Here is a 22781-nt window from a genome sequence, read left to right on the forward strand (position 1 = left end):
CGGAGTTACCCGGCAATTGTTATAGTTGAGGTGCTGCATTGCCTACTAAGCAACTCGTTATCGGGTGCTTTTGCGAGTGGATAATTTATATAGCGGATAGCTGCCCGCTACAAGTCCAGCGGCCAGGAGCGTATTGCCAGGCTCGGCCACGGCATTGCTTATCAGAAAGCCAACGGAAACCAGCAGGGCCAGCCCGGTTGTGTAAGGATGCCCCCAGGCACGGTAAGGACGGGGCAGCTCAGGAGCCGTGCGGCGCAGCCAAAGCACGGCGCCAAATCCTACAGCATAGTAACTCACAAACAAGATGCTGGTGACGGCCAGCAATTGCTCGGCGCTGCCCGTGGCCATTAGCACGAGCGTCAGGCCGGTGGCTACCAGCAAGGCGGGGCGGGGCGTGCCTCGCTCGTGCACCTGGGCCAAGGGGCGGGGGAGGTGCCCGTCGCGGCTCAAGGCAAACAGCACCCGCGTTGCCATCAGCAGCACCGAGTTGAGCACACCTAAGTGACCCAGCACCGCCACAGCCAGCATAGCGCGCCGGCCCCAGGCACCCAGCAGCCGGTCGGCCACTTCCGCCAACGGTAATTCGGTGCCAACCAACTGGCTGAACGGTAGAGCGTGCAGCAGCGCCGCATTGAGCAGGGCATAGGTGAGGATGACGAGGCCCACGCCCCCAAGCATGGAGCGCGGTACGGCGCGGGCCGGATCATGGTCTTCCTCGGCAAAATAGATAGCCGCGTACCAGCCGTCATAAGCAAAAATGACGGCCTGAAACGCCACTACCAGCGCCAGCGCGCCCGGCCCTGGTGCGCTAGCGCTGGTAGTAGCCAGGGCGGTAGGCAGCCACCAACTGCCCGTCAGTAGTAGCGCCAACGCCAGCGCCATAAGTAACGCCGTTAGTTCTTGGGCGCGGCTGGCTTCGCGCAAGCCGCGCCATTGGATGAGCCCGAGTCCGCTTACTGCGGCAGCCGCTACCGTGCGTTCGTGGCCGGCCAGCGCGGGCATTAGCGCCGCTACGTACGTAGCCATCATTAGGGCCACTAAGGCGCCGGTTACGCAGCTACTCACCCAGTCGCCCCAACCAACTACCACTGCCACAAACTCGCCGAAAGCGCGATGGGCATAGCCATACCAACCGCCGGCCTGGGGCAGCATGGCCCCGAGTTCGGCAATGGAGTTAGCCCCCAGTAGCGCATAAAACCCGCCCGCCAACCACACCAGCAGCACTCCGTTTGGCGAGCCCACGGCTTCAGCTACTTCGCGGGGCGAGCGGAGCACGCCCGTTCCGGTGGTGCCGCCCACTACCACAGCCAGCCCGAACCCCATGCCAAGCAGGCGCAGCAAACGCGAAGAAGGGCCAGGAGAAGTCAATAGAAAAAAAGAGTAAATGCGTGCTGATTATCGGCCCAAACCTATGCTCATGCCGAAGGAGATTTCAAGACCACCAGGACTCAATATACCCCAGGTATTGCGCATCCTATTGGAGGCCTGCTGCCCGGTGGGAGTGGTATAGGTGGCTGGGTCGCCGGAGAGGCGTACGCCATACCCTACAGTGCCAATGAGCCCAACGCGGCTGGGCTGCCACCGCACGCCAGCGCGCAGGTGCAGTTGCGTGCTTTTGGCTAGCCGAATGATTGCTTGCTCCTCGGTAGGCTTCCCTTCATCCAGCGTCACATTTAGGCTGTCGAGCATGCCCGAACGGGTCAGATTAATGCCAAGATAAGGGGAAAGGCGGCTGGCTGGACTTAGATATTGCCGCACGCCAATGCTAATCTTGCTGCCAAACCCATAGCCCACCCCTACGTTGATGTCGGTGGCAGAACCTATTAAATAAGCATAATTGATTCCCAAACCCCCATACGGCCCACCCCAGCCCAGGTCGATGCCCAGTGTGGAGGTGCGGTAAGCACTTAAATCAGTGGGCCGGGCAATGGGCACAGGAGGCCGGCTGGTGCGTACGCCGGGCTTGGGTGATGTAGTCGGAACCGTAGGGGGTGTGTTCAACTCGGTTTGGGCCAGGGCAGGGACGCCGGCGGCTACAACCAACAAGGTGGCAAGCGCAGTAATGATTCTCACGGGCAAAGCGTAAAAGGTGGAAGTAGCGACGAAGCAAAGGCAAGAAGTAAGCGGCGTAAAGAGGATGGCTGCAAGCGTTTTGTTGTATAGCCAAACCAAAATTTTTGCTTGCAACAAAAAGCTAAGCCCAGCCAGCCGTTGGGCTTACTCCTGCCGATACACCACGCCCTGCTTCATCACAAACCGCACTTGCTGCATTGCCTTGATATCCTGGGTTGGGTCGCCTTCCACGGCTACCACGTCGGCGAGCTTGCCGGGTTCCAGCGTGCCGAGGTTGGCGGTTTGGTCGAGTAGCTCGGCGGCCGATACCGTGGCGCTACGCAACGCCTCGTAGGCGGGCATGCCGGCTTCCACCATGTACTGAAACTCCAGCGCATTCACTCCGTGCCGAAACACGGCGGCGTCCGTGCCGAAGGCAATCTTCACCTTGGCCTTGTACGCCCGCCCAAAGGTGCCTTGCAGCTTCGGACCGATGGCCAGGGCCTTAGGCGTCACCAGGGGCGGGTAGTAGTTCGGAATTTTGGCGGAATCGGCTACCGATTTGCCGGCCGTGATGGTGGGCACGTACCAAGTACCATTCTTCACCATTAAGCGCATGGTTTCGTCGTCCATGAGGGTGCCGTGCTCGATGCTGTTCACGCCGGCCCGAACGGCGCGCTTCATGCCCTCGGCGCCGTGGGCGTGGCAAGCCACGCGCAACCCTAGGTCGTGCGCTGTTTCCACTACCGCCCGTATTTCGGCCTCGGTCATCTGAGGTGCCGAGCCGTCTTTAGCGACGCTTAGCACGCCGCCGGTGCTGGCAATCTTGATGAGGTCGGCGCCGCGCTTGTACTGCTCCCGTACGGCCTGGCGGCCCTGGTCCGCGCCATTGATTATGCCCTCGGCCGGACCGGGTACGCCCATCAGGTTGAGGCGGTAGCCGTTGGTGGGGTCCATGTGGCCGCCCGTACCCGATATGGCCTTGCCGGCCGTGAAGATGCGCGGCCCCGTTACCTGCCCGCGGTTGATGGCGTTGCGCAAGGCCACGTTCACGCCCGAGCCACCTAGGTCGCGCACCGTGGTAAAGCCCGCCAACAAGGTTTTGCGGGCATAGTTGAGGCTGCCAAAGGCTACGTCGGCCGGGTTCTGGGTGAGGTCTTTCAGAAAGCCGTCCTTGCTGGTTTCATCTTCGAGGTGCACATGGCAGTCGATGAGACCGGGCAGCACCGTCCGATTCTTCAGGTCAATAACCTTGTCGGTGGGGCCACCGGTCTGGTAGCCTTTCTGCACGGATACCACGCGGCCGTTTTCCACAACCACCGTGGTTTCGGTTTGGGCGCGCTCCTGACGCATATCCAGCAGGCGGCCGCAGTGCAAGTACGTTTTCTGGGCCTGCGCAGTAGGCAGATTTAAAGCCAGGACTAGAACAGAGAGTACAAGTGTTTTTCGATGCATAGAAGAGTTTGGTTGAACAGGAACAGCCAGTGCCCGCCTAAATAAAAACTTTTCAACTGAATGATGGGCCTGTAGCTTGAAGTCTGCTGCCGCTGGGTCCGCGGGCTAGAAGTGCGTAGCGTCTTGAGAGCAGGAGAAGTCGTCTTAAAAAAGGCTGCTTGCAGCGTAAATTATTGTTGCGCTCCGTACCTTCCGGCCCATTCCTCACTTACCATTTCATTCACTGATTCACTCATGGCCACTCCCGAAGAATTTGAAGCCGCTGCCGCTCGTAGCAAAGAATTGCCCAGCAAACCTTCCAACACAGTGCTGCTTCAGCTGTATTCCCTTTACAAACAAGCTTCCGAAGGCGATGTAACTGGCGAGAGGCCTGGCGGCTTCGACTTCAAAGCCATTGCCAAGTACGATGCCTGGAGCAGCCTCAAAGGCAAAAGCGCCGACGAGGCTCGTCAGGAATATGTGAGCCTCGTCGATTCCTTGTTTCAAGCGTAAGCGTCTAAAATTCGCCAACTGATTGCCAGCTTGGAATGTCGTAATGTCTTCTGTTCTTACGGCAACTAGTCGCCTAACTTGTCTTGCGTAGCAATAGCAAGACTCCGAGTAAATTAAATGCACAAGCCCCTGACAGTCGTGAGCGTGTCAGGGGCTTGTGGCATTTTGGGGTAGGCTTACTGGGCCTGCGTGCCCAGGTCAGGGCTGATAGGGGGCGTAGCGGGCGGCGTAGCGGGCTTGGGAGCTGGCAAATCAAATGCTATGGCGGCGTGTTCGAAATGCCCCTTGTGCGACCCGTCGCAGAAGGGTTTTTGGCTGGAGAGGCCGCAGCGGCAGATGCTGATTCGTTCGCGGCCACCCAAGCCGTAGGGCTGTCCCTGGGCATCAACAAGTTCAATATCGGTGCCCTCCACGCGGAGGGAGCCATTGCTAAGGACAGTGAGTTTCGTAGCCATGTAGTGAGATGATGAAGTGGTAAAACGGTGAAAGGTGATAAAGAAGGGGTGACGTAGGGATGCTACTGTTCCACTCGTGCCGATGGCGTAATTTGAACATCAACACCTCTCTGAATTGCCAACCCACTTCGTTATGATTAGCGTAGTTCCTTACGCATAATGTAGTCGTTCATCCAGAAGGGCCCAATAGGAATATCTTCTTCCCGGTGCCGGGTGAACCCTTGGTGTTCGTAGAAAGCTAGCGCTGGGTTGTTGCGGTTCACGTTTAGCTCTAGTGCGTGGGCCCCAGCCGAGCGGCTAACTTCTTCTACGGCAGCCACCAAGTGCTGGCCCAAGCCCTGGCCTTGGTGGGAAGGCAGCACGTAGATTTTTTGCAGCTTGAAAACGTTGCTTTCCAGGGCCAAACGCGAAAACGAAGCGAAGCCCGCAGGTTGGTCGTCGGTGTAGAGCAGCAGAAACGTGTGCTGGTCGTTGGTCATCTGGCGTTGCAGCGAGGCTGGCGTGTAGATGACACGGTACATGTAGTCGATTTGCTCTTTGGAAATGATGAAGCGGTAAGTGGGTTCCCAGGTGGCTTCAGCCAGTTCGATGATGGTGGGAATGTCGGCCAGAGCGGCGGGCCGAATGGTAATAGCAGCGGGAGCAAAAGCAGACATAGGCTGCAAAAACGGCATTTTCCAAGTAAGAACCGAACTTGAGGGCCTAATTCACCGTTTTGGGCCGGAAATTGCCAAGCCGACGTATAACCAACTAGTTCTCGACCGTTGATAGGTCAATTCCCTTACCTGTTCCCTATGAAACGTCTCGCTTTTCCCCTGTCGCTCCTGTTAGCTACGCTTGCCTTGGCCTCTACCACCCAAGCCCAGCAAACGACTACTCAAAAGCCGGCTACGCAAAAGCCAGCAACGCAAAAAACGACCACTTCCCAAACCGCCGCCGGGGTAGAGCGGGATTTGCGCGTTTTCAGTGATTGGGTGAGTGATAAGCTGGACCGTGCCGAAGCGGATGTCCGCCGCGAAATGCCGCGTCTCACGTCCGAGTTCGAGCGCCAGAGCAAGCGCATCGACCGCAGCGTAGACAGCCTCTCGGCGCAAGGCAAGCGCGAATACGGCGACCAAAAGAAACGCTACGAAGATTGGGCCGCCAAACAGGATAGCCTTGATTCCAAGGCGCGCCGCCCTGAAACCGCACAGCAAACCCAGGACCGTTTGCTAGGTGAAAAAGTGGTGTTGAGCCGCGCCCGCGCCACCGAATTGCCTGACCTGTACGCCCGCTTTATTGGTTCTACTCGTGAGCAGCGCCGCGACTGGACTGCCGCCGATTGGAGCAAAGCCGCCGCCGTACTTGCAAATTTGAACACTCGTTACGAACAAGTACGCGAGCAGCTTCCTTTAGAAGACCGGGTGCGGATCCGTTCCTGGCAGGGCGAATTTCGCACCCTCGAAGCCGCTCGGGACGCTAAAGAAGTTATTGACAAGTAAGGCCGAGTTGCAATTGCGTTTCGGAGGCTTATTTCACTGCGGCAGATGCGTTTGCAGCCAAGTGCGGGCGGTAGCGGTATCATAGAAAACCTGAATAGACAACAGTTGGCTGGAGCGGGCTACAAAGTCTAGCGAGGCCAGCTGGTTGCTCAGGTCTGGAGCAAAAACGTAGGCAAAGGCCCGGAGTCCTAAGGTATGAGCTTGGGGCAGCCACTCGAATTCCAACCATTCCAGGGCCTCGCTCCAGTCGCCGGTAGCGTCGTGCTTATCGTTGAGCAGTAAAGGAAACCGTAGCTTCTCCTGCGTTTGGAGTGCGGCGCGGGCTCCAGTCACCACCGACTCGGCGGTGAGATTACCAAACCATTGCACGTAAAGCAACTGCTCGGTTGGGTAGTAAAATTGCTGAAGCAGTGGAGCGCCGTGCACATCCAGCACCAGCCCCATATCCTGCGCATCAGGACCTGGAAACCAAGAATGAGCTACGGCTAATTCGGGCTGGGCGGGAAACAGAGGAACGGACATTGGAGGCGCGCTGGCTGAACTCTTTTGTTAATATAGAAAAGAATTAATATGAAAAAAAGGGGTGCGGGTCTAGCTACTGGATTCTGTACTTTTGTTGTTTGGGCTGAGCCACGGCGGCCGGCCACGCATTCTTTCTTCACTTGTATGCACATTGCCATCGTCGGCAACATTGGAGCTGGCAAAACCACGCTAGCCAACAAGCTGGCCCACCATTTCAACTGGGAAGTATTTCTGGAAGACGTCGACCACAATCCTTACCTCAAGGATTTCTATGACGATATGCCCCGCTGGGCCTTCCATTTGCAGGTATATTTCCTAAACAGCCGTTTTCAGCAGACGCAGCGCATCAAGGAGTTGCAAGCCGCGGGCAAGGGCGTCATTCAGGACCGCACCATCTATGAGGATGCGCACATTTTTGCTGCCAACCTGCACGATTCGCGGCTGATGACCGAGCGGGATTATCGGAATTATCTGGGCTTGTTCGAGTCGATGATTAACATGGTGCGTCCACCAGATCTGCTCCTGTATTTGCGTGCCGATTTGCCCCGGCTTATCAATCAAATTCAGAAGCGCAACCGCGACTACGAAAACAACATAAAGATTGAGTACCTCAAAAACCTGAACGGGCACTACGAGCAGTGGATAGCCAACTACAAGCATGGCAAGCTGCTCATTATTGATGTCAACCACCTCGACTACGTGCAGAATCCCGAAGACCTCGGCACCATCATCGAGCGAATCAACAGCACCCTGTTTGGCTTGTTCTAAGGGGTAAGGCAACAAACAAACAGGTCGTCAGGTGAATATGACGACCTGTCTGGACTTGCTAGAAGGGTACTTTATAAAGCTGTGGCATGAAGGCAGCCCTTGGGCTGAATCGTGCCAAGTAGTTCAGTGTTCGGCACCGATAGCTTGGTTGAGGAACTGCACGAGCGGCTGCGTGGTATGCAGGCCCGCAACCACGCGAGCCACAAAATCGGGGCGTAGCACCTCGCTGTCGGGGAAGGGTTGCGAGACGCGGAATTCCTTTAGGCGCAGCCATTCCAAGTCGGGGGTTTGCTGGTTGTAGCTGCGGGGCGGGCGTTGCAGCCGCTCCCCTTGCAGGCCCGCCGGAAAATAGCGCTGAAGCTCTGGGTCCTCACGCAGCGCTTGAAACTCGGCGCCGTTGTAATGAATTTCTTGCCGTATCCGGGTTAGGCTAGCTGTGTCAGGTTTCCAGATGCCGGCGCCCATCCAGGTCTGGCCTTCAGGCTGCACGGCCAGAAAATACCCGGCCCAGGGTGCGTGTCGGCCGCCGCGTTTCATACCTGCCCCCATGCGCCGCTTGTACGGCTCTGGGTCGCGCTGCGAACGGTCGTTTTTGTTGATGCGAAACATAACGTCGGTAGGCGTAAGCGCACGCAGATCTGGCTCGAACTCCTGTAGCCCGGCTAGCACCTCCTGCACCAGCGCCGCAAAAATAGCCCGAGCCTGGTGGTAAGCTGAGCGGTTTTCGTCCATCCAGGCCTTGTGGTTGTTTGCCGCCAGGTGGCGCAGGAAGCTAAGTAAAAAAGTGCGGTCCATGAAGTGGAGTAATGAACTTAGGAGATAGTGAATCTTGGGCGCTGTTTGCGCAAACCTTGCGGCTGAGACAGGCAAACCCTTAGCTTCACTTTTTCACGATTTCACGGCTTCAGGCTAAGCACCTCCACCACACTACCAACACGGAGTAAGCCTCTTTCGGTGGTCGTTACGTTTTGCCCGAACATCACTTTCTTGTCGATGGTGCGGTAGGTGGCCAGTGTGCGTAGTGGTTCGCTGGCGGGGCTTCGTAGAGCGGTTTGTTGATCTACCGTAGTCATGACGCACCGTGCGCAGGACCGCACGGCCCGGAAGGTTACTTCCCCAACCCGAAACTGTGCCCACGTATCCTCACTGAAAGCTGCGCCGCCACTGAACACGAGGTTGGGCCGAAACCGGTCCATCGATACGGGGTCAGTGAGGCGAGAATTCAGATCATCGAGTGAGTTTTGGCCAATCAGCAGAAACGGGTATTGGTCGGCAAAGCTCACGAGCTGGCCTTCCGGATTCCAATCTGGCTCCACATCGCGCCGCACCATATCCGACATATAAATCAGCTTGCACACTCGGCCTAGCGCTTCGCTCAACCACTCGTCGGCCTCGCGGGAGCCGCGCCAACCGAACACCATATCGTCCCAGATGGTCACGAACAAGGTTCGCTCTGGCGTAGCCTCGAACGGAATGTAAAGCGGCAGCAAATCGGGACGCTGGGCGTGCGTGAGCAGAAAACCATTGTAGGCCGGAGCCACGCGCAGCAGCGCCATAGCCGGGGTTTGCCGCTGCGTCATAAACTGGTTGCGCTCATCAACGAGCAGCCAGCGCCGGTCGTGGCGAAGGCCGCGCTGCTCAGTGGTTGCTTCGGTGAGTTGAATGCCGCCCAACGACTTAACCGGGTAGATATAGAGGTCTTGTAAAACTAAAGAATCGATCATACCACGAAGGTAAGAGGCGCGGCGCGGTCGGCAGCCACCAGTTATTGTTGGCCGACCAAGAATTCAGTTACTTGCATATAGCCCTTGCTGTTTGCTCGCCATGTCTGATTCCACTGCCCGCTGCTTGAATTGTACCCATCCGCTGCTATCCGGCTCGTTTTGTCCGCAGTGCGGGCAGCGGCAGCCACACCGGCTTACGGTAGGCCACGTAGTTCATGAGCTGGTTCACGTCTTCACCCACGCCGACAACACTATTGTGGGCTACGTGCCACAACTACTGTTCCACCCTGGCCGCTTGGTGGCCGACTACCTGGCGGGGCGGCGCAAGCGGTACTTCAATCCTTTTCAGTTTCTGCTTTTGGTTGTGGGCTTAGCTACTGCCGCTGCCGCGCTGCTTCATTACTACGAAGCCACCGGAGCGGAAATGCAACGCCGCTTCACAGGCCGAATGCCCGCTGATCAGCTAGCACGCATGGTCAACTACTTCAACTACTTAGGTAAGTACTACAACGTTTGGTGGTTGCTATTGGCGCTACCTATGTACTCGTTTTTTACGTGGTTGATATACCGCAACCGAAAACTCAATTATGCCGAGTCGTTTTTCGTGCACGTTGTCGTTGGTTCTGCTTTCAACCTTTACCTGGCTTTAATTTGGTTTGTTTTGTGGGCTATGCAGTACAAGGTATTGGCTACCACAAGTGTTGCACCTGCCGTGCAGGTATTTGTCGTTCTGCTTTACCTCTCCCTGATTGGGCGGAACGGGTTGGGCCTGAGTTGGGCGGGGGCAAGCTGGCGCGCCTTGCTGACTGTAGTACTGAGCGCGGCGGGTAGTTATATCCTGAATACAATTGTGTTTCGATGGTACGTGTTCGGCCACCTGATGAGGTAGCTTCCGCTAGCGTATTACCCTGTCTTTGCAGCCAGAAAAATCACCCAAATCCAGAAACGAGATGCTTGCTACGTACCAAAACGGGAGAATAGTTGACCAGCAACGCTAACCTCATCATTGATATTGCCTCTTTCTAGATAAGTGATGCTTCTTTGTTTATCTGGAAATAAGATAAAATTATAAGGGGAATAGTAAAAACACTAATTAGCATTGATAGAGGGCAACACGTATGAAAAGCTGGTAGTGAGCAAAGGCCTATACCACTAACATGTATAAAGTACTTGGGCAGTAGAAAGATTTTCACCCGATAGCCTATCTGCAAACACCTGTCAATAGCGTGTATACCTTGTAAATTGACTGCGCAGTTACCGTTGAATGGTTACTATCTGGTGAGCTTATCCCATGAGGCAGCAAAATCTGCATTTGGATAGCTCGGCTTTTTGCTGCATTTTTTAAGTAAATGCAGCATAAGTATCAATATTGGAAAGCTTAAAAAGTACCATTGCAATTAGATTCTTAATTTCTATATTGGGAGTTCCGAAGCACAGAGTAAGCTGAAGTGGCTTAGCTTTTGGAAGTAGCTGGCACTCGTGATTGACTCGAATGATAAATTTCTAACACTATCCTAAATTATGCAGCAGTTAACCTTCCTTCAGGGCCGACTATGTCGATTTGGTTATGGGATTCAACTGGTAATGGTCTTGATTCCACTGGAACTGGTTCATCCTCCTGTTGGTACTACAAACTGGCTGCATTCAGGATTGGTGGCGTTGCTTATTGTTGTTTGCACAGGTTCGGCGGCTTTGCTGGCTGTGCGCCGCTTCCACGACCTCGGCCTGAGTGGCTGGTACGCCTTGGCACTGGTTGTGCCGGTCTTGAATCTGCCGCCGTTGTTGGTGCTTTTACTATTGCCTAGTAAGACGGTCGAGAATCAGTGGGGCCCGGTTCCATTGCCGTATCCACGTTTAGCAATGCCACCGTTGGCTTTGGGTGGATTCCGCCTCGATATTTTAAATCGAGCCCGTTTGTAGCGCATCGTGCTTAGCGTAGCTAGTATCACAAAGAAGCCCGGCGTAACAAGAGTTACGCCGGGCTTCTTTGTGATACTAGCTAGGGCAGCTTACGGGGTTTGGCGAGCAGCTAGCTGTACGGCTTGGTAGAGGTTCACCAGGCCGCCAGTGTTCGATAATTCGGCGAAATCAATTTCTTTGTTGGTACCGGGCTTCAGCACTTTGGTGTGGTATACCACTGCCGATTGCAGAATGATACGCTTCATATCTTCTGCCGTAAGCTTGGGGAAGTACGATTTCAGCACCGCGGCAATGCCAACTACCACCGGCGAGGCCATGCTGGTGCCGCTTTTGTTGCCGTACTCCTGACCGGGCAGCGTAGAATAAATTTGGTTGCCGGGAGCAAATACATCCACGTTCTTTTTGCCGTAGTTGGAAAACTCGGCTACCATGTGGTTGTCGTTGAGACGAGTACTGGCCCCCACAGTTATCATGTTGGGAATGCGCTTGCCGTTGAGGTAGACCGGCGACGGGAATTCCACTTCCGTATCAATATCCTGGCTTTCGTTGCCCGCCGAGTGCACTAACAGCACGCCTTTCTTTTCGGCATAGCGAATAGCTTCTTCCACTGCCTCGCGCTGAGGCGAGTAGTATTTGCCGAAGCTCATGTTGATGATGCTGGCTCCGTTGTCGACGGCGTAGCGGATGGCATTGGCTACGTCTTTGTCGCGCTCATCGCCGTTGGGTACGGCCCGCACCGCCATTAGGCGTACGTTGTCGGCAAGGCCTAAAATGCCCAAGTTGTTGGTGCGGTCGGCGCCGATAATGCCGGCTACGTGGGTGCCGTGGGACGGGTCGGGGCCGTGCGTATCACGGTTGCCATACGAGCGGTCTGCTACGTTGGTAGGGTCGTCGCCGACGATGGTAGCCCGCGGGTTGAAAGCAGGGTTAAGGCTGAAATCGAGCAAGTTTTTGCTTTGGTCCATGCCTTCCTTCATATCCTTGAGCACGGTTTCGAGGTCAGGGTAACCCGCAGACCGCAGGTTGGCATCGAGGCTAAGAGTGGCCCGTAACAAACTTGGATCGGTGGGCTTGGCGAGGCGTAGCGTGGCCGTGTCGAGGCGGGGCACGTTCAGCGCCTGGCGCAGGTTTTCGGCGCCGGCTTCGGTTAGCTTGTAGTTTTCGCTGAGCGACTGATACTGAGTGGTGTTCTCGGTTATCTTGGTGGACTGGCTGCGCTTCACCTTCTGATAAAGGTCGTACTCGGCGCGCTTGGCCACGGGAACGGCTGTGCGCGTTTTGCCTTCATAGAGCGGCTTAAGCTTGGCCAGCAAACGTGTGTCCTCGTAGGTTTCCACGTCCACGTTGCGCCCGTCTTTACCACCCAGGAAGTTCCACCCCCGCACATCATCGACGTAGCCGTTTTGGTCGTCGTCTTGGCTGTTGCCGGCTATTTCGCGCGGGTTGGTCCACAACACCCGTTTCAGATCCGCATGGGCCGTGTCGATGCCGGCATCAATAACGGCTACCACTACCGGCGTGGAAGTCCGGTTTTTCAGCAATTCCTCGTACGTGCGTTTGGCACTGACGCCTAGCACTTTATCGGTGGTTGGGTCGAGGTGAAACCACTGTTGGATGGGAACGGCCGGCAAAGCAGCAGGAGTGGGGTTCTGAGCCAGACCAACCAGGGGTAGCAACCAGGCCAAGCCAAGACCGTGCAGCCGAGAAGAAAATAAAAAGGACATTAGAAAAGATAAGCAGTGGGAAAGCGGACGTACGGACCACAACAAAATTTGGCTCGCATAATTCAGCTTTGCTGTTGAAGTAGGGAAACAAATTCCGAATTAAAGACGCAGTGCGTCTTAAAAGAGACGCATAATAGTGCCCAATCTAGCAAGAGAGCCAAAGAGGATATAGTACTATCCTAGGCTCTTGTATTCTTCAACTATTTCATAGAAATGTAATACAAGAACCGATTTTGTGTAAGTTTGCAGCACTGAACCAATAGCAAATAGGGTTCTGCTCGTTTTAATGGCGTTGGGGTGAGCGTGGGAAGAGCCTTGAAGAAACTCTAGTATCCGATTCATTCTGCCGTCCATCAGCCACCTGCTGCGAAGACTAAGCTGCTGTTATTTCATTTGCCTGTTCCATTCTCTACCATTTTTCTATGAAAACGACTTTACTCGCACCCTCACCGCATTTCCCCACAACTGGGCTCAGTCGCAAAACTTGGCTGGTTTTCCTGCTGCTGTCTGCCGTGTTCCTTCCTCATAAGCTGCTGGCTGATTCGGGTATCAACCAAGCCTTTATTATTCTTAATGCCAAAAATACGCGTTCTATTTTTTATGACCTAAATCCTCAAACTGATACACCTAACACAGATTTTACCGGCTTGAATTTCGGCTCTTTCAGTACGGATGAAACCTTCATACTGAAGGGGGCTGAAGCAAAAACGTACAAAAATGGCGGTTGTGATGTTATTAATGCTAGGATAAAATATCTGGTCTATCCGGCTGGCAATCGGGCTGGCACGCCGATCTGTGATCTAGGCTTGCCTTTTGGGAGAGATATAGGAAATGGTGACCAAATATGGGTTTATGATCAAGGTAATGTAGACTTAGTAAGAGGCCAGCAGCCAGGAAGTTATGTTATTGAGGTCTACATAGAATCGGATTATCAGGGTTGCGGTACTGGTACGAATTATTATAGCAATAACGGGGCGAACTATGTTGCCTTCTTTACTATTACGCAGGGTGATACGCGTGTAGATCCTTCTACTGCAAGCTGTCCACGCCCTCTACCCGTTACGCTCACCCGTTTCGATGCGAAGCGTCAGGGTGCTAATACACTACTGAGCTGGGAAACAGCTTCTGAATCGAATAGCCGCGGTTATGAAGTGCAAGTATCCACAGACGCCCGCACCTTTCGGGCGTTGGGCTTCGTGCCGAGCCAGACCGAGGGAAGTGAAATGAGCCGCCGCACCTACACGTATGTGGATAATGAGGATGGAAAGACTGGCGTACGTTACTATCGTTTGCGGCAGATAGACTTCGATGGTAAAGAGGGAATATATGGCCCTCAGGTAATTAGTTTCGGTAAAGCAGGGGCATTGGCGGCCCTCATAGCTGCTCCCAATCCGTTCAGCAGCGAGGTGACGCTGACGCTACCTGCGCAGGAAAGTACCCGCTCCGGCACCGTTGTAGTAACGGACATGCTAGGACGCACGGTGTTCAATCAGCCTTTACTCCTGGATGCGGGCACCAGCCAAGTTCAGCTGCCGGAACTGAGCAGCTTGCCAAAAGGCTTGTATCACTTACGCCTAAGTTTGAACGGCGAACAGCAAGCACTTAAGCTGTTGAAGGAATAGTTGGCCTTGCCAAACAGAAAAGTCCTCCCCGTGGGAGGACTTTTTTTGTGCAATGGTTTGCCTTATGCTCGTCGGCCTGGGGCGTTATCCTGGGTGTGCGCCGGGAAGAGGGGCTTCGTTGGTTGCAAACTACTTGGTGTAGTGACCTGAAACCGGCGCCTCACGTTGTGGTGGGTTACGGCGGAAGGCAATCTGCCGTGTCGGCCTGTATCTTTACCGCTCTTGCTTTCACTTTTCTTCATGATGCGCCTACGTTCTTTCTGTGCTGCCGTGCTGCTGGCGGCACTGCCACTGCTGCCGGCCTCGGTTGCTTTCGCTCAAGCGCCCAAAACCTATTCTTCGTCGGAAATTCTACTAGGCCTCAAAAAGCTTAACGTGCTGGGCTCGGTTCTTTACATGGCCGCTCACCCCGACGACGAGAACACGCGCCTCATCGCCTACCTCGCCAACGGCCGGCTGCTGGAAACCGGTTACCTGAGTTGTACCCGCGGCGACGGTGGCCAAAACCTTATCGGTCCGGAACTGCGCGAGCAACTCGGCGTCATTCGGACGCAGGAGTTGCTCGCGGCTCGCCGTATTGATGGCGGCCGTCAGTTTTTCACCCGCGCCAACGACTTTGGCTTCTCGAAAACCGCCGAGGAAACTTTCACCATCTGGGACAAAGAGCAGGTGCTTGCCGACATGGTCTGGGTGATCCGGCAGCGCCGCCCCGACGTACTCATCACCCGTTTCCCACCCGACAGTCGTGCCGGCCACGGCCACCACACCGCTTCCGCCATCCTGGCCGCCGAGGCGTTCGATGCGGCTGGCAACCCCAAGCGCTTCCCCGAGCAGCTGAAGTACGTGCAAGTATGGCAGCCCAAGCGCCTCTACTGGAACACCGGCAGCTTCTTCGTGAAGGCGGGCGAAGACATGAGCGGCTACCTCAAGCTCGACGCGGGCGGCTACAACCCGCTGCTCGGCCAGAGCTACGGCGAAATTGCCGCCCGCAGCCGCTCGCAGCACAAAAGCCAGGGCTTTGGTTCGTCTGCCACCCGTGGCGAAGCGTTGGAATACTTGCAGCAGGTGAAAGGCGAGAAGGCCGCCAAAGACCCCTTCGAGGGCGTGGACATGACCTGGAACCGCGTGCCCGGCGGGGCGGCCGTGGGCAAGCTAATCGAGGAGGTAATTCGCAAGTATGACGCGGCGAATCCGTCGGCGAGTGTGGCGGCGCTGCTGAAAGTGCGGGCCGAAATCCTGAAGCTCGACCAAAATGCGAAAACGCTGGGCGGTTCGAAAGCGTACCATATGGTGCCAGAGTACTTCTGGGTTAAGACCAAGCAGGAACAAATAGAGGAGTCGATTCGGGCTTGCTTAGGCCTATATATGGAAGCTACCGCTTCGGAGCCCACCGCCGCACCAGGCCAAGCCGTAACGTTACGTCTGGATCTGCTAAGCCGCTCGTCAATCCCGGTGCTAGTGCGCGGCGCTGGGGCGCTGGGGTTTGGCCGTGATACTACCTTAGGGCTAACCTTGGCTCCTGAAAAGATAGTTAATCTGCGGTTGCCTGTGCGGTTAGCTCCTGAGCTAACAAACTCGCAACCGTATTGGCTGCGCGAAGTAGGCACTGTGGGTATGTACCGAGTGCCAGAAGAGCTGTTGCTGGCTAAAGGAAGTACTGCCTCTGGAACAGCCCAATTGCCGAACGTGGTAGCAGTGCCTCCCGTGTACTTGAATGATGGGGGAGGAGGTGAGAAAAACCGGCAACGAGTACGTGACCGTAACTCTATGTTGCTAGTCAACCAACAAAACCTAATTGGATTACCCGAAAATCCGGTGTCGGCTTATGTGGGTTTTCAGGTAGAGGTGCTGGGCACACCGCTATTTTACGCAGTTCCCGTCCAGTACAAAAGCACCGACCCGGTGGAAGGCGAGAAGTACCGCCCACTGGCCGTGGTGCCGCCCGTGGCCGTGAACATAGCCGGTCGGGCTTATGTCTTTGCCGATACTCAGTTTAAGACGGTGCCTGTGACCTTGCGAGCAGGCAAAGCAGGCGTGAAGGGTACGGTAGCCCTCGCGCTGCCCAACGGCTGGAAAGCCGAGCCCGCCAGTATTCCGTTCGACCTCGCCAGCAAAGACGCCGAGTTAACGGTACAGTTCCGGGTGCAGCCCGGCGCGGGCGCGGCCGAGGGCAAAAATGAACTGCGCGCCGTGGCTACCGTGGATGGACAATCGTATTCGCGCGGCTACCAAGCCATAGCGTACAACCACATTCCTACCCAGACGCTTTTTCCCGAAGCCGTGGCCCCGCTCGTGAAGCTGGACCTCAAGCGCAAGGGACAGGAAATCGGCTACCTGATGGGCGCTGGCGACGAGGTGCCCGACGCCCTGCGCCAGATTGGCTACACCGTTACACTGCTCAAACCCGAGGACATCACCGACCAGAACCTGCGCCGCTTCGATGCGGTGGTGTTGGGTGTGCGGGCCTATAACACCGTAGATAAGCTTAAGACGCTACAGCCAACGCTACTGCGCTACGTGGAAAACGGCGGCAACATGGTGGTGCAGTACGTGGTAAACCGCGGCACCGTTATGCCCCAGATAGGGCCGTATTCGCTCACGCTCTCCAACGACCGGGTAGCGGTGGAAAACGCCGCCGTTACGTTTCTCAAGCCGCAGCAGCCCTTGCTTACCACTCCCAACAAGATAATTGCCAAGGATTTTGAAGGCTGGGTGCAGGAACAAGGCCTCTATTATCCCTCGCAGTGGGATGCCAAGTACCAGACCGTCATCAGCAGCCACGACCCCAACGAGTCCGCCAAGGAAAGCGCCATCCTGGTCGCCGACTACGGCAAAGGCCATTATATCTACACCGGCCTCTCGTTTTTCAGGGAACTGCCCGCCGGTGTGCCCGGTGCGTACCGCCTTTTGACAAATATGGTGTCATTGGGTAAGTAAGACTGTAAAAGTACTGAGTACCTCGTGTTACTTCTTAATCTGCCGGTCCTGCTGAGGTTGCGAAGCAACTTTTCCTACAAGCATTGTTGCTCGGCAATGGCACTGCGAGCAATGTATCCTTCGCAACCTCAGCAGGGCCGGCAGATTAAGAGGAATAGAATTTCATTGATCCCACGCTCCACCCCTATGCCCGCCCAATCCGAAAGTGAAAAGCCTCCGCTGTTGCCTTCTTGGCGTGCCTGGTATTGGGTGGTGCTGAGTGCGCTGGCAATAGAAATAGGGCTTTTCACGTATCTCACCCAGCTTTTCGGTTCATGAGCTTACTCGACTGGCTGGTGTTGGGTGGTACGCTGCTCTTTATTGTAGGCTACGGCACCTGGCGCACGCGCCGCGCGGGTCAAACCATGGATTCTTATCTGCTCGGCGACCGGCAGGCGCAATGGTGGGGTATCGGGCTAAGCATCATTGCCACGCAGGCCTCGGCCATCACCTTTCTTAGTACGCCCGGCCAGGCCTACGACGATGGCATGCGCTTCATTCAGTTCTACTTCGGCCTGCCACTGGCCATGGTGCTGATTGCGGTATTCGCCGTCCCAATTTACCAGCGGCTCCAGGTGTTTACGGCCTACGAATACTTGGAAGGGCGCTTCGATAGGCGCACCCGCACGCTGGCGGCTCTGTTGTTTTTGGTGCAGCGAGGCCTTAGCAATGGTCTTTCGCTGTATGCGCCGGCCTTGGTGCTGTCGGCTATTTTGGGCTGGAATATCAACCTGACGGTCTGGTTGATTGGCGGATTGATGATTTTCTACACAGTGGCCGGCGGCACGCAAGCTGTGGCCGTCACGCAGCAGTGGCAGGTGGGCGTTATTTTCACGGGCATGGTGGTGGCGGGTTACCTGCTGGTGCATTATCTGCCCGCCGGTATCGGCTTCACCGAGGCCATGCAAGTAGCCGGGAACCAAGGCAAACTCAACCTCGTCGATTTCCACTTCGACCCCAACGACCGGTACAACTTCTGGTCGGGTATGACGGGCGGCTTGTTTCTGGCCCTCTCGTACTTCGGCACCGACCAAAGCCAGGTGCAGCGCTACTTAGCCGGCCGCGACATCACGGAAAGCCGCCTCGGCTTGCTCATGAACGGCCTCGTGAAAGTGCCTATGCAGTTCGGTATCTTGCTTATTGGGGTGTTGCTCTTTGTGTTCTATCAGTTCAACGCGCCCCCGCTCACCTTCAACCGTCCCGTCCACGACCAAGTAACCCAATCGGCGGAACACGGTCCTGCGCTCCGCGCATTGGAAGGGAGGCACAGCCAATTATTCGAGGCGAAACGAGCAGCCAACACTCAACTGGTAGAAGCGTTGCGCACCCATAATGCCAGCCAAATAGTGGCCGCTCAAACGCAAGTGCAAGCGTCCAACGAGGCCACCCGTACCCTGCGCACCGAGGCACAGGCGCTGCTGAAAAAAGCGGCTCCCTCGGCAGAAGCCAAGGACACCGACTACGTGTTCCTGACTTTCGTGCTGCGGTATTTGCCGCAGGGCCTTGTAGGCTTGCTGATTGCGGTGGTGCTGTCGGCGGCCATGGGTTCGGCGGCGTCTGGTCTTAATGCGCTGGCTTCCACTACTGTTGTGGACTTGTACCGCCCTAGTCGCCCGCACCTGAGTGGGGAGCACTGCGTGCGTGCCTCTCGTTGGGCAACCATTGTGTGGGGCGTACTCGGCATTGGCTTTGCCACGTTTGCTGCCCGGCTTGAAAACCTGATCCAAGCCGTCAACATCCTTGGCTCGCTCTTTTACGGCACCATTCTCGGCATTTTTGTGGTGGCGTTCTTTATGAAATCTATCGGTGGGAAGGCGGTATTTTGGGCCGCTATTCTCGCCGAGATTATTGTGCTGCTACTGTTCTGGCTGACTGCTATTGGCTACCTCTGGTTCAACATCATTGGGTGCGGATTGGTGATGCTGTTAGCTGCCTGCTATCAAAGTTTCACCCCCAGACCTGGTTTGCTTCAGAATCAAGGAGCCTGATGTAGGTCACACAGTGCCGGGTGCTGTAAGAAAAAGCATAAAGCAAAAACGCTCTCTGCTATATAGCAGAGAGCGTTTTCGATGGTTGGCTTAGTCTCTTGCTTGCTGTCGCGCAGGAGAATAGCAAGTGCTTACTTTGCTGCGGGCTTTTTGGCTTCTGCCATCAGGTCCTCGTTCATTTTAGCGTAGTCGGTGTTTGGTGGGGTAGAAGCCAGGGCTAATTTCTTGGACTGCTCGGCGGCGGCGGTAGCCCCTTTATAATCCTTCATTTTCATTCGGATTTTAGCTTCCGTGTGCACGTTCCAGAACTTAGGGTCCTTTTCGTTGGCTTTCTGTATCCAAGTCAGAGCCTGCTTCAGGTCCTTGTTGTTGTCGTGGTAGTAGACGGCGGCAGCGGCGAGGTCGTTGGCGGTAGGAGTAGCGTTTTTCACTACTTTTTCGTCGATTTGGGCCATTACCTTGGTATCCACTTCCGAGGTTACTTTGAATTTGGCACCAGTGGTTTCCCACAGCATATCTACACTGGCCGTGGCTGGGGTCAGGTCAGAGAAGTTGATGGTGAAGGTTTCCACTTTGGTGGTGGTTTTGTAAGGCTTCACGGTGAAGCTCGCCACGTTGTCGGCGGCCTTAAAGCCGGCTACATCAGCCCCTTGTTTGGTGTTCTTGCTTAGCACCACCGACCACGTTGCTTGGCCCGGTACGGTGTACAAACCATATTCGCCGGCTGGCACTTTTTTGCCTTCCACGGTTACATCGTCCGAGAACTTGATGGTGGTAGTGGAGTTAGCGCCCGTGCGCCACCGCTTGCCATAAGCCACCACGGCTTTGGTGGTAGAATCGCCGAAAATGGTGCGGCCTTTAGCGCTTGGGCGCGAATAAGTGATGGTAATATCGGTGAGGCCTACACGCTGCTGAATAGTGCTTTTGGGGCTGGCAGCAGGAGTAGCAATCTGAGCGTGAGTTACTTGTGGAATAGCGGCGAGTAGGGCCAGACCAGCGGTGAGTGAGAGAAGTGCTTTCATGAAAAGGGGGAAATGGAATTGATTCTTGGTTAAAAGTAATAAAACCCGCGTTGGAGCGCGGGTTTCAGTGTAGTTAGGCAAAGCACAACAATCAAAATATCACCTTTCCTCCCTAGTAGTTCGTAGGTAGAAGCGGTTGATGTTGCGTTTCTGTAAGAGTTGAATGATAGGGCGGACGTTGGCAAAAGGAGTTTTCTTATCCGCCTGAATAAAGCAGAAGCTTTGCAAACCAGCACGTTCCAGGTACACACGACGAGTAGCATCTATGTATTCTTCTAACTGCTCAGCTGGTATACCCGTCTCGAGAAGCGCATAGCGTTGTGTTCGGGAAGAGGAAAAGTATTCTGGGAGTCTGCGCATATCTATGGCTAGGTATGGCAGCCGGTGCAGTTCCTGCTGTTGCGGGAGGGTGAATCGAATGCTATGAAGCAATGCTACCTGCTCAATAACTATGGTCCGATACAACTCATCTTCGACGTCAAAGAAAAGTTTGTTGTCTTTACTAATGGTGATAACATAGCGACGCATATCAGGCAGGCAGGTAATACCAGAAGAAGTGGGTAGGTCAACATCAGGCCCCATATGCTTCAAAGGGGTAATAGCTAGACAACAGCGAAAGAGCACAACTACCACTATCGCCAGTGGCCATACCTCTGGAATCGACAAGTTGCGACGGTGAATCTGGCGCCGGCGGGGCTGCGTAAGGATGGAAACCATGGAGGTAGGTTACTAGCTTGATAGAATCAAGGCAACGTTAAATTCTGTCGTAGCTATATAACCCCCTATACCAACAACCCCATTATAGTTCGCGCACCGAAATGCCAGCTTCCCTCACTAAAGCCAGCAGCTGTTCAGGCGTAGCGGGAGCTTGCAGGCGGCGCAAGTCCACGTAGTAGCAAGCGGTTTCAGTGGGGTAAAGCAGCAGCCAGTTCGGCTTCACCCACACGGCCCGGCGCATCGCACTCCAGCGCGCCTCGAAGCGGCTGTTGTCAGTGTGGCCCCGGAGCATCTCCGCATCGAAGGTAAAGTCCGTAGGGGCGTGCAGTACAACGTTTTTCGCGTAGCCACGCCGCAATTGGTAGCGCACCAAACGCAAGCGAAACAAGCCGTAGAGTGCTCCCAGGCCGAGAAAAAGCACGGTATTTGAATTGCTAATCCGGCCGTTCTGTGCTGCATCCAGTCCCACGCTTACGCTCAGCAAGAACAGCGCTGCCCCAAGCAACCAGTGACGGCGGCGCGTAGCGGACTGTTGCTGCCACAACCGAAAGTTTACGGCTACAAATTCGTTGGCCGTCATTATGACGCCGGGGGCAAGCAGAGGCAGAGCCATTCTTTGAATCCGTGATGTGAAGTTCGCCTTGCAGTAGTGGTTGTAGCCCGGAAATCTGTTCCGCGCTAGCTCATACCCATCTCATACAGAAAGCTTTTGGCTTTGACTGTCTATTCCGATTCCGCCAGTTGGTGCCGTTCGTTTTTCACGGTATTAGCAACGGTCCAGGAGATTTCGCGGGTGAAGGGGTGCTGCCGCATCGGGCACTCCGGCATGTGGCAGTGCGAACAGGCCGAGAAGTTGCAAGGGTCGGCGTGCACGAACATTTCCGTGTCCACTTCGAACCGGGTTTGAATGAACTTCTCGATGCGGTGAACTTCAGAATGTACTTCCTCTAAGCTGAAGTAATAAGGCAGCGTTACGTGGCAGTCGATGTGCAAATCGGCACCGTAGCGCAGCACGCGCAGATTGTGCACGTCGATCCAAGCGGGCTGGCGGTGCTGCTGCAACTCCTGAATCACGCGGCCCACCGTCTTCACATCCGACTCGTCCATGAGACCTGCCACCGACTTGCGCAACATCCGGTACCCGTTTATCGTGATGAAGAGCCCGAGCAAATAGGCCGCAATGGTATCGTAGAGCACATTGCCCGTGAAGAACACCAGCGCCAGCGCCGCGCACGACACAATCGTGTTCAGGGCATCAATGTACAAGTGCTGGCCGTCGCCGACCAGTGCCACCGAGTGCAGCCGCCGGCCCGCTCCTACCAACACATAGCCCACAGCCAGGTTGACTACAGCTGTAATTCCCAGCAGCCACAATCCCGAATCGGGCCGGGCTACCACGTGAGGGTGCAACAGGGTACTGGTAGCGCTGTAAAAGATATAAGCCCCCGCAAAAAGAATCAAGCCGCCTTCAAATCCCACCGATAGATATTCCACCTTGCCGTGGCCGTACGGGTGGTTTTCATCTTTGGGCAGGCTCGCTAAATAGATGCTGTAGAGCGCGAAGCCGCTCGTGAAAACGTTGATAATCGACTCCAGCGCATCCGTCAGGACGGCTTGCGAGCGGGTGAGATAGTAGGCGTAAAATTTCACCAATACCAGTGCTATGCTTACCACCAAGGAAAGCAAGCCGAGCCGGTTTTTGGTTTGTGCAAGAGACATAGCGTAACGCCAACTTAGGGCTAGCGACTTGTTGAACGGAATTGTACGAAAGCCGCCATATTGGGGCTGAGAGGCTGTTGTAGCGCCAAGCCTGCGCTTCGCGCGTCACTGAGCGTTTGGCACCGCGCCGCAACAACGGGCATC

At 55.4% G+C, this 22781-nt stretch carries 22 protein-coding genes; 9 read left to right on the top strand and 13 right to left on the bottom strand.

The window, feature by feature from the left end:
* Nucleotides 1–57: 57 nt before the first annotated feature.
* The 3 genes from ACFE7X_RS05865 to ACFE7X_RS05875 form a co-directional block, all read right to left on the bottom strand.
* A complete protein-coding gene (locus ACFE7X_RS05865) occupies nucleotides 58–1368 on the bottom strand; it encodes an APC family permease (RefSeq protein ID WP_375434734.1) in 1311 nt (436 codons plus the stop codon).
* 27 nt (nucleotides 1369–1395) lie between these two features.
* A complete protein-coding gene (locus ACFE7X_RS05870) occupies nucleotides 1396–2073 on the bottom strand; it encodes a hypothetical protein (RefSeq protein ID WP_375434735.1) in 678 nt (225 codons plus the stop codon).
* 144 nt (nucleotides 2074–2217) lie between these two features.
* A complete protein-coding gene (locus ACFE7X_RS05875; protein ID WP_375434736.1) occupies nucleotides 2218–3507 on the bottom strand; it encodes an amidohydrolase family protein in 1290 nt (429 codons plus the stop codon).
* Nucleotides 3508–3741: 234 nt separating this feature from the next.
* Between ACFE7X_RS05875 and ACFE7X_RS05880 the strand changes: the two genes are divergently transcribed.
* A complete protein-coding gene (locus ACFE7X_RS05880; protein ID WP_375434737.1) occupies nucleotides 3742–3999 on the top strand; it encodes an acyl-CoA-binding protein in 258 nt (85 codons plus the stop codon).
* A 176-nt stretch (nucleotides 4000–4175) separates the two neighbouring features.
* Here the strand turns inward: ACFE7X_RS05880 and ACFE7X_RS05885 are convergent, their stop codons facing one another.
* Both ACFE7X_RS05885 and ACFE7X_RS05890 read right to left on the bottom strand, forming a co-directional pair.
* Nucleotides 4176–4454 (bottom strand): CDGSH iron-sulfur domain-containing protein, encoded by a 279-nt coding sequence (locus ACFE7X_RS05885; RefSeq protein ID WP_375434738.1) that lies wholly within the window; start codon nucleotides 4452–4454, stop codon nucleotides 4176–4178.
* A 137-nt stretch (nucleotides 4455–4591) separates the two neighbouring features.
* Complete coding sequence (locus ACFE7X_RS05890; protein ID WP_375434739.1) at nucleotides 4592–5110, bottom strand: GNAT family N-acetyltransferase; 519 nt, start codon at nucleotides 5108–5110, stop codon at nucleotides 4592–4594.
* Between the two features lie 138 nt (nucleotides 5111–5248).
* Here ACFE7X_RS05890 and ACFE7X_RS05895 point away from each other — a divergent pair, with 138 nt between their 5' ends.
* Nucleotides 5249–5935, top strand: coding sequence for a hypothetical protein (locus ACFE7X_RS05895; RefSeq protein WP_375434740.1), 687 nt, complete (start codon nucleotides 5249–5251; stop codon nucleotides 5933–5935).
* 33 nt (nucleotides 5936–5968) lie between these two features.
* Here ACFE7X_RS05895 and ACFE7X_RS05900 read toward each other — a convergent pair whose 3' ends face one another.
* The gene (locus ACFE7X_RS05900; protein WP_375434741.1) at nucleotides 5969–6457 is read right to left on the bottom strand and encodes a hypothetical protein; all 489 of its coding nucleotides are present in this window, start codon (nucleotides 6455–6457) and stop codon (nucleotides 5969–5971) included.
* A gap of 144 nt (nucleotides 6458–6601) precedes the next feature.
* On the opposite strand from ACFE7X_RS05900, the gene ACFE7X_RS05905 reads away from it, so the two are divergent.
* Nucleotides 6602–7225 (top strand): deoxynucleoside kinase, encoded by a 624-nt coding sequence (locus ACFE7X_RS05905; protein WP_375434742.1) that lies wholly within the window; start codon nucleotides 6602–6604, stop codon nucleotides 7223–7225.
* Nucleotides 7226–7348: 123 nt separating this feature from the next.
* Here the strand turns inward: ACFE7X_RS05905 and ACFE7X_RS05910 are convergent, their stop codons facing one another.
* Both ACFE7X_RS05910 and ACFE7X_RS05915 read right to left on the bottom strand, forming a co-directional pair.
* The gene (locus ACFE7X_RS05910) at nucleotides 7349–8020 is read right to left on the bottom strand and encodes a DUF2461 domain-containing protein (protein WP_375434743.1); all 672 of its coding nucleotides are present in this window, start codon (nucleotides 8018–8020) and stop codon (nucleotides 7349–7351) included.
* Between the two features lie 101 nt (nucleotides 8021–8121).
* Nucleotides 8122–8949, bottom strand: a complete 828-nt coding sequence (locus ACFE7X_RS05915; RefSeq protein WP_375434744.1) for an MOSC domain-containing protein — start codon at nucleotides 8947–8949, stop codon at nucleotides 8122–8124.
* 100 nt (nucleotides 8950–9049) lie between these two features.
* Here ACFE7X_RS05915 and ACFE7X_RS05920 point away from each other — a divergent pair, with 100 nt between their 5' ends.
* Nucleotides 9050–9838 (top strand): DUF3667 domain-containing protein, encoded by a 789-nt coding sequence (locus tag ACFE7X_RS05920; RefSeq protein WP_375434745.1) that lies wholly within the window; start codon nucleotides 9050–9052, stop codon nucleotides 9836–9838.
* A gap of 632 nt (nucleotides 9839–10470) precedes the next feature.
* The gene (locus tag ACFE7X_RS05925) at nucleotides 10471–10869 is read left to right on the top strand and encodes a DUF805 domain-containing protein (RefSeq protein WP_375434746.1); all 399 of its coding nucleotides are present in this window, start codon (nucleotides 10471–10473) and stop codon (nucleotides 10867–10869) included.
* 89 nt (nucleotides 10870–10958) lie between these two features.
* Here the strand turns inward: ACFE7X_RS05925 and ACFE7X_RS05930 are convergent, their stop codons facing one another.
* Nucleotides 10959–12593: a S8 family peptidase gene (locus ACFE7X_RS05930; RefSeq protein ID WP_375434747.1), complete on the bottom strand. Its 1635-nt coding sequence runs from the start codon at nucleotides 12591–12593 to the stop codon at nucleotides 10959–10961.
* Between the two features lie 422 nt (nucleotides 12594–13015).
* Between ACFE7X_RS05930 and ACFE7X_RS05935 the strand changes: the two genes are divergently transcribed.
* From ACFE7X_RS05935 to ACFE7X_RS05950, 4 genes are all read left to right on the top strand, one after another.
* Nucleotides 13016–14215, top strand: a complete 1200-nt coding sequence (locus ACFE7X_RS05935; protein ID WP_375434748.1) for a T9SS type A sorting domain-containing protein — start codon at nucleotides 13016–13018, stop codon at nucleotides 14213–14215.
* A gap of 240 nt (nucleotides 14216–14455) precedes the next feature.
* Nucleotides 14456–17152 (top strand): PIG-L family deacetylase, encoded by a 2697-nt coding sequence (locus ACFE7X_RS05940; RefSeq protein WP_375434749.1) that lies wholly within the window; start codon nucleotides 14456–14458, stop codon nucleotides 17150–17152.
* A gap of 186 nt (nucleotides 17153–17338) precedes the next feature.
* A complete protein-coding gene (locus tag ACFE7X_RS05945) occupies nucleotides 17339–17470 on the top strand; it encodes a hypothetical protein (protein ID WP_375434750.1) in 132 nt (43 codons plus the stop codon).
* Nucleotides 17467–19179, top strand: a complete 1713-nt coding sequence (locus ACFE7X_RS05950; protein ID WP_375434751.1) for a sodium:solute symporter — start codon at nucleotides 17467–17469, stop codon at nucleotides 19177–19179. Before ACFE7X_RS05945 ends, ACFE7X_RS05950 begins: the two co-directional genes overlap by 4 nt.
* Before the next feature lie 131 nt (nucleotides 19180–19310).
* Here the strand turns inward: ACFE7X_RS05950 and ACFE7X_RS05955 are convergent, their stop codons facing one another.
* The 4 genes from ACFE7X_RS05955 to ACFE7X_RS05970 form a co-directional block, all read right to left on the bottom strand.
* Nucleotides 19311–20201 (bottom strand): DUF2911 domain-containing protein, encoded by an 891-nt coding sequence (locus tag ACFE7X_RS05955; RefSeq protein ID WP_375434752.1) that lies wholly within the window; start codon nucleotides 20199–20201, stop codon nucleotides 19311–19313.
* Between the two features lie 99 nt (nucleotides 20202–20300).
* A complete protein-coding gene (locus tag ACFE7X_RS05960) occupies nucleotides 20301–20918 on the bottom strand; it encodes a biopolymer transporter ExbD (protein WP_375434753.1) in 618 nt (205 codons plus the stop codon).
* Between the two features lie 82 nt (nucleotides 20919–21000).
* Nucleotides 21001–21531 carry a hypothetical protein gene (locus tag ACFE7X_RS05965; RefSeq protein WP_375434754.1) on the bottom strand — a complete coding sequence of 177 codons (531 nt, stop codon included), beginning with the start codon at nucleotides 21529–21531 and terminating at the stop codon, nucleotides 21001–21003.
* A 110-nt stretch (nucleotides 21532–21641) separates the two neighbouring features.
* Nucleotides 21642–22637: a cation diffusion facilitator family transporter gene (locus ACFE7X_RS05970; protein WP_375434755.1), complete on the bottom strand. Its 996-nt coding sequence runs from the start codon at nucleotides 22635–22637 to the stop codon at nucleotides 21642–21644.
* Between the last annotated feature and the right edge of the window lie 144 nt (nucleotides 22638–22781).

This window comes from uncultured Hymenobacter sp., from assembly GCF_964242765.1.
Classification (GTDB): domain Bacteria; phylum Bacteroidota; class Bacteroidia; order Cytophagales; family Hymenobacteraceae; genus Hymenobacter.

Coding starts and splice junctions, on each gene's coding strand:
- ACFE7X_RS05875 (WP_375434736.1), bottom strand. CDS start 3,507: ATGCATCGAAAAACACTTGTACTCTCTGTTCTAGTCCTGGCTTTAAAT.
- ACFE7X_RS05880 (WP_375434737.1), top strand. CDS start 3,742: ATGGCCACTCCCGAAGAATTTGAAGCCGCTGCCGCTCGTAGCAAAGAA.
- ACFE7X_RS05885 (WP_375434738.1), bottom strand. CDS start 4,454: ATGGCTACGAAACTCACTGTCCTTAGCAATGGCTCCCTCCGCGTGGAG.
- ACFE7X_RS05890 (WP_375434739.1), bottom strand. CDS start 5,110: ATGTCTGCTTTTGCTCCCGCTGCTATTACCATTCGGCCCGCCGCTCTG.
- ACFE7X_RS05895 (WP_375434740.1), top strand. CDS start 5,249: ATGAAACGTCTCGCTTTTCCCCTGTCGCTCCTGTTAGCTACGCTTGCC.
- ACFE7X_RS05900 (WP_375434741.1), bottom strand. CDS start 6,457: ATGTCCGTTCCTCTGTTTCCCGCCCAGCCCGAATTAGCCGTAGCTCAT.
- ACFE7X_RS05905 (WP_375434742.1), top strand. CDS start 6,602: ATGCACATTGCCATCGTCGGCAACATTGGAGCTGGCAAAACCACGCTA.
- ACFE7X_RS05910 (WP_375434743.1), bottom strand. CDS start 8,020: ATGGACCGCACTTTTTTACTTAGCTTCCTGCGCCACCTGGCGGCAAAC.
- ACFE7X_RS05915 (WP_375434744.1), bottom strand. CDS start 8,949: ATGATCGATTCTTTAGTTTTACAAGACCTCTATATCTACCCGGTTAAG.
- ACFE7X_RS05920 (WP_375434745.1), top strand. CDS start 9,050: ATGTCTGATTCCACTGCCCGCTGCTTGAATTGTACCCATCCGCTGCTA.
- ACFE7X_RS05925 (WP_375434746.1), top strand. CDS start 10,471: ATGCAGCAGTTAACCTTCCTTCAGGGCCGACTATGTCGATTTGGTTAT.
- ACFE7X_RS05930 (WP_375434747.1), bottom strand. CDS start 12,593: ATGTCCTTTTTATTTTCTTCTCGGCTGCACGGTCTTGGCTTGGCCTGG.
- ACFE7X_RS05935 (WP_375434748.1), top strand. CDS start 13,016: ATGAAAACGACTTTACTCGCACCCTCACCGCATTTCCCCACAACTGGG.
- ACFE7X_RS05940 (WP_375434749.1), top strand. CDS start 14,456: ATGATGCGCCTACGTTCTTTCTGTGCTGCCGTGCTGCTGGCGGCACTG.
- ACFE7X_RS05945 (WP_375434750.1), top strand. CDS start 17,339: ATGCCCGCCCAATCCGAAAGTGAAAAGCCTCCGCTGTTGCCTTCTTGG.
- ACFE7X_RS05950 (WP_375434751.1), top strand. CDS start 17,467: ATGAGCTTACTCGACTGGCTGGTGTTGGGTGGTACGCTGCTCTTTATT.
- ACFE7X_RS05955 (WP_375434752.1), bottom strand. CDS start 20,201: ATGAAAGCACTTCTCTCACTCACCGCTGGTCTGGCCCTACTCGCCGCT.
- ACFE7X_RS05960 (WP_375434753.1), bottom strand. CDS start 20,918: ATGGTTTCCATCCTTACGCAGCCCCGCCGGCGCCAGATTCACCGTCGC.
- ACFE7X_RS05965 (WP_375434754.1), bottom strand. CDS start 21,531: ATGGCTCTGCCTCTGCTTGCCCCCGGCGTCATAATGACGGCCAACGAA.
- ACFE7X_RS05970 (WP_375434755.1), bottom strand. CDS start 22,637: ATGTCTCTTGCACAAACCAAAAACCGGCTCGGCTTGCTTTCCTTGGTG.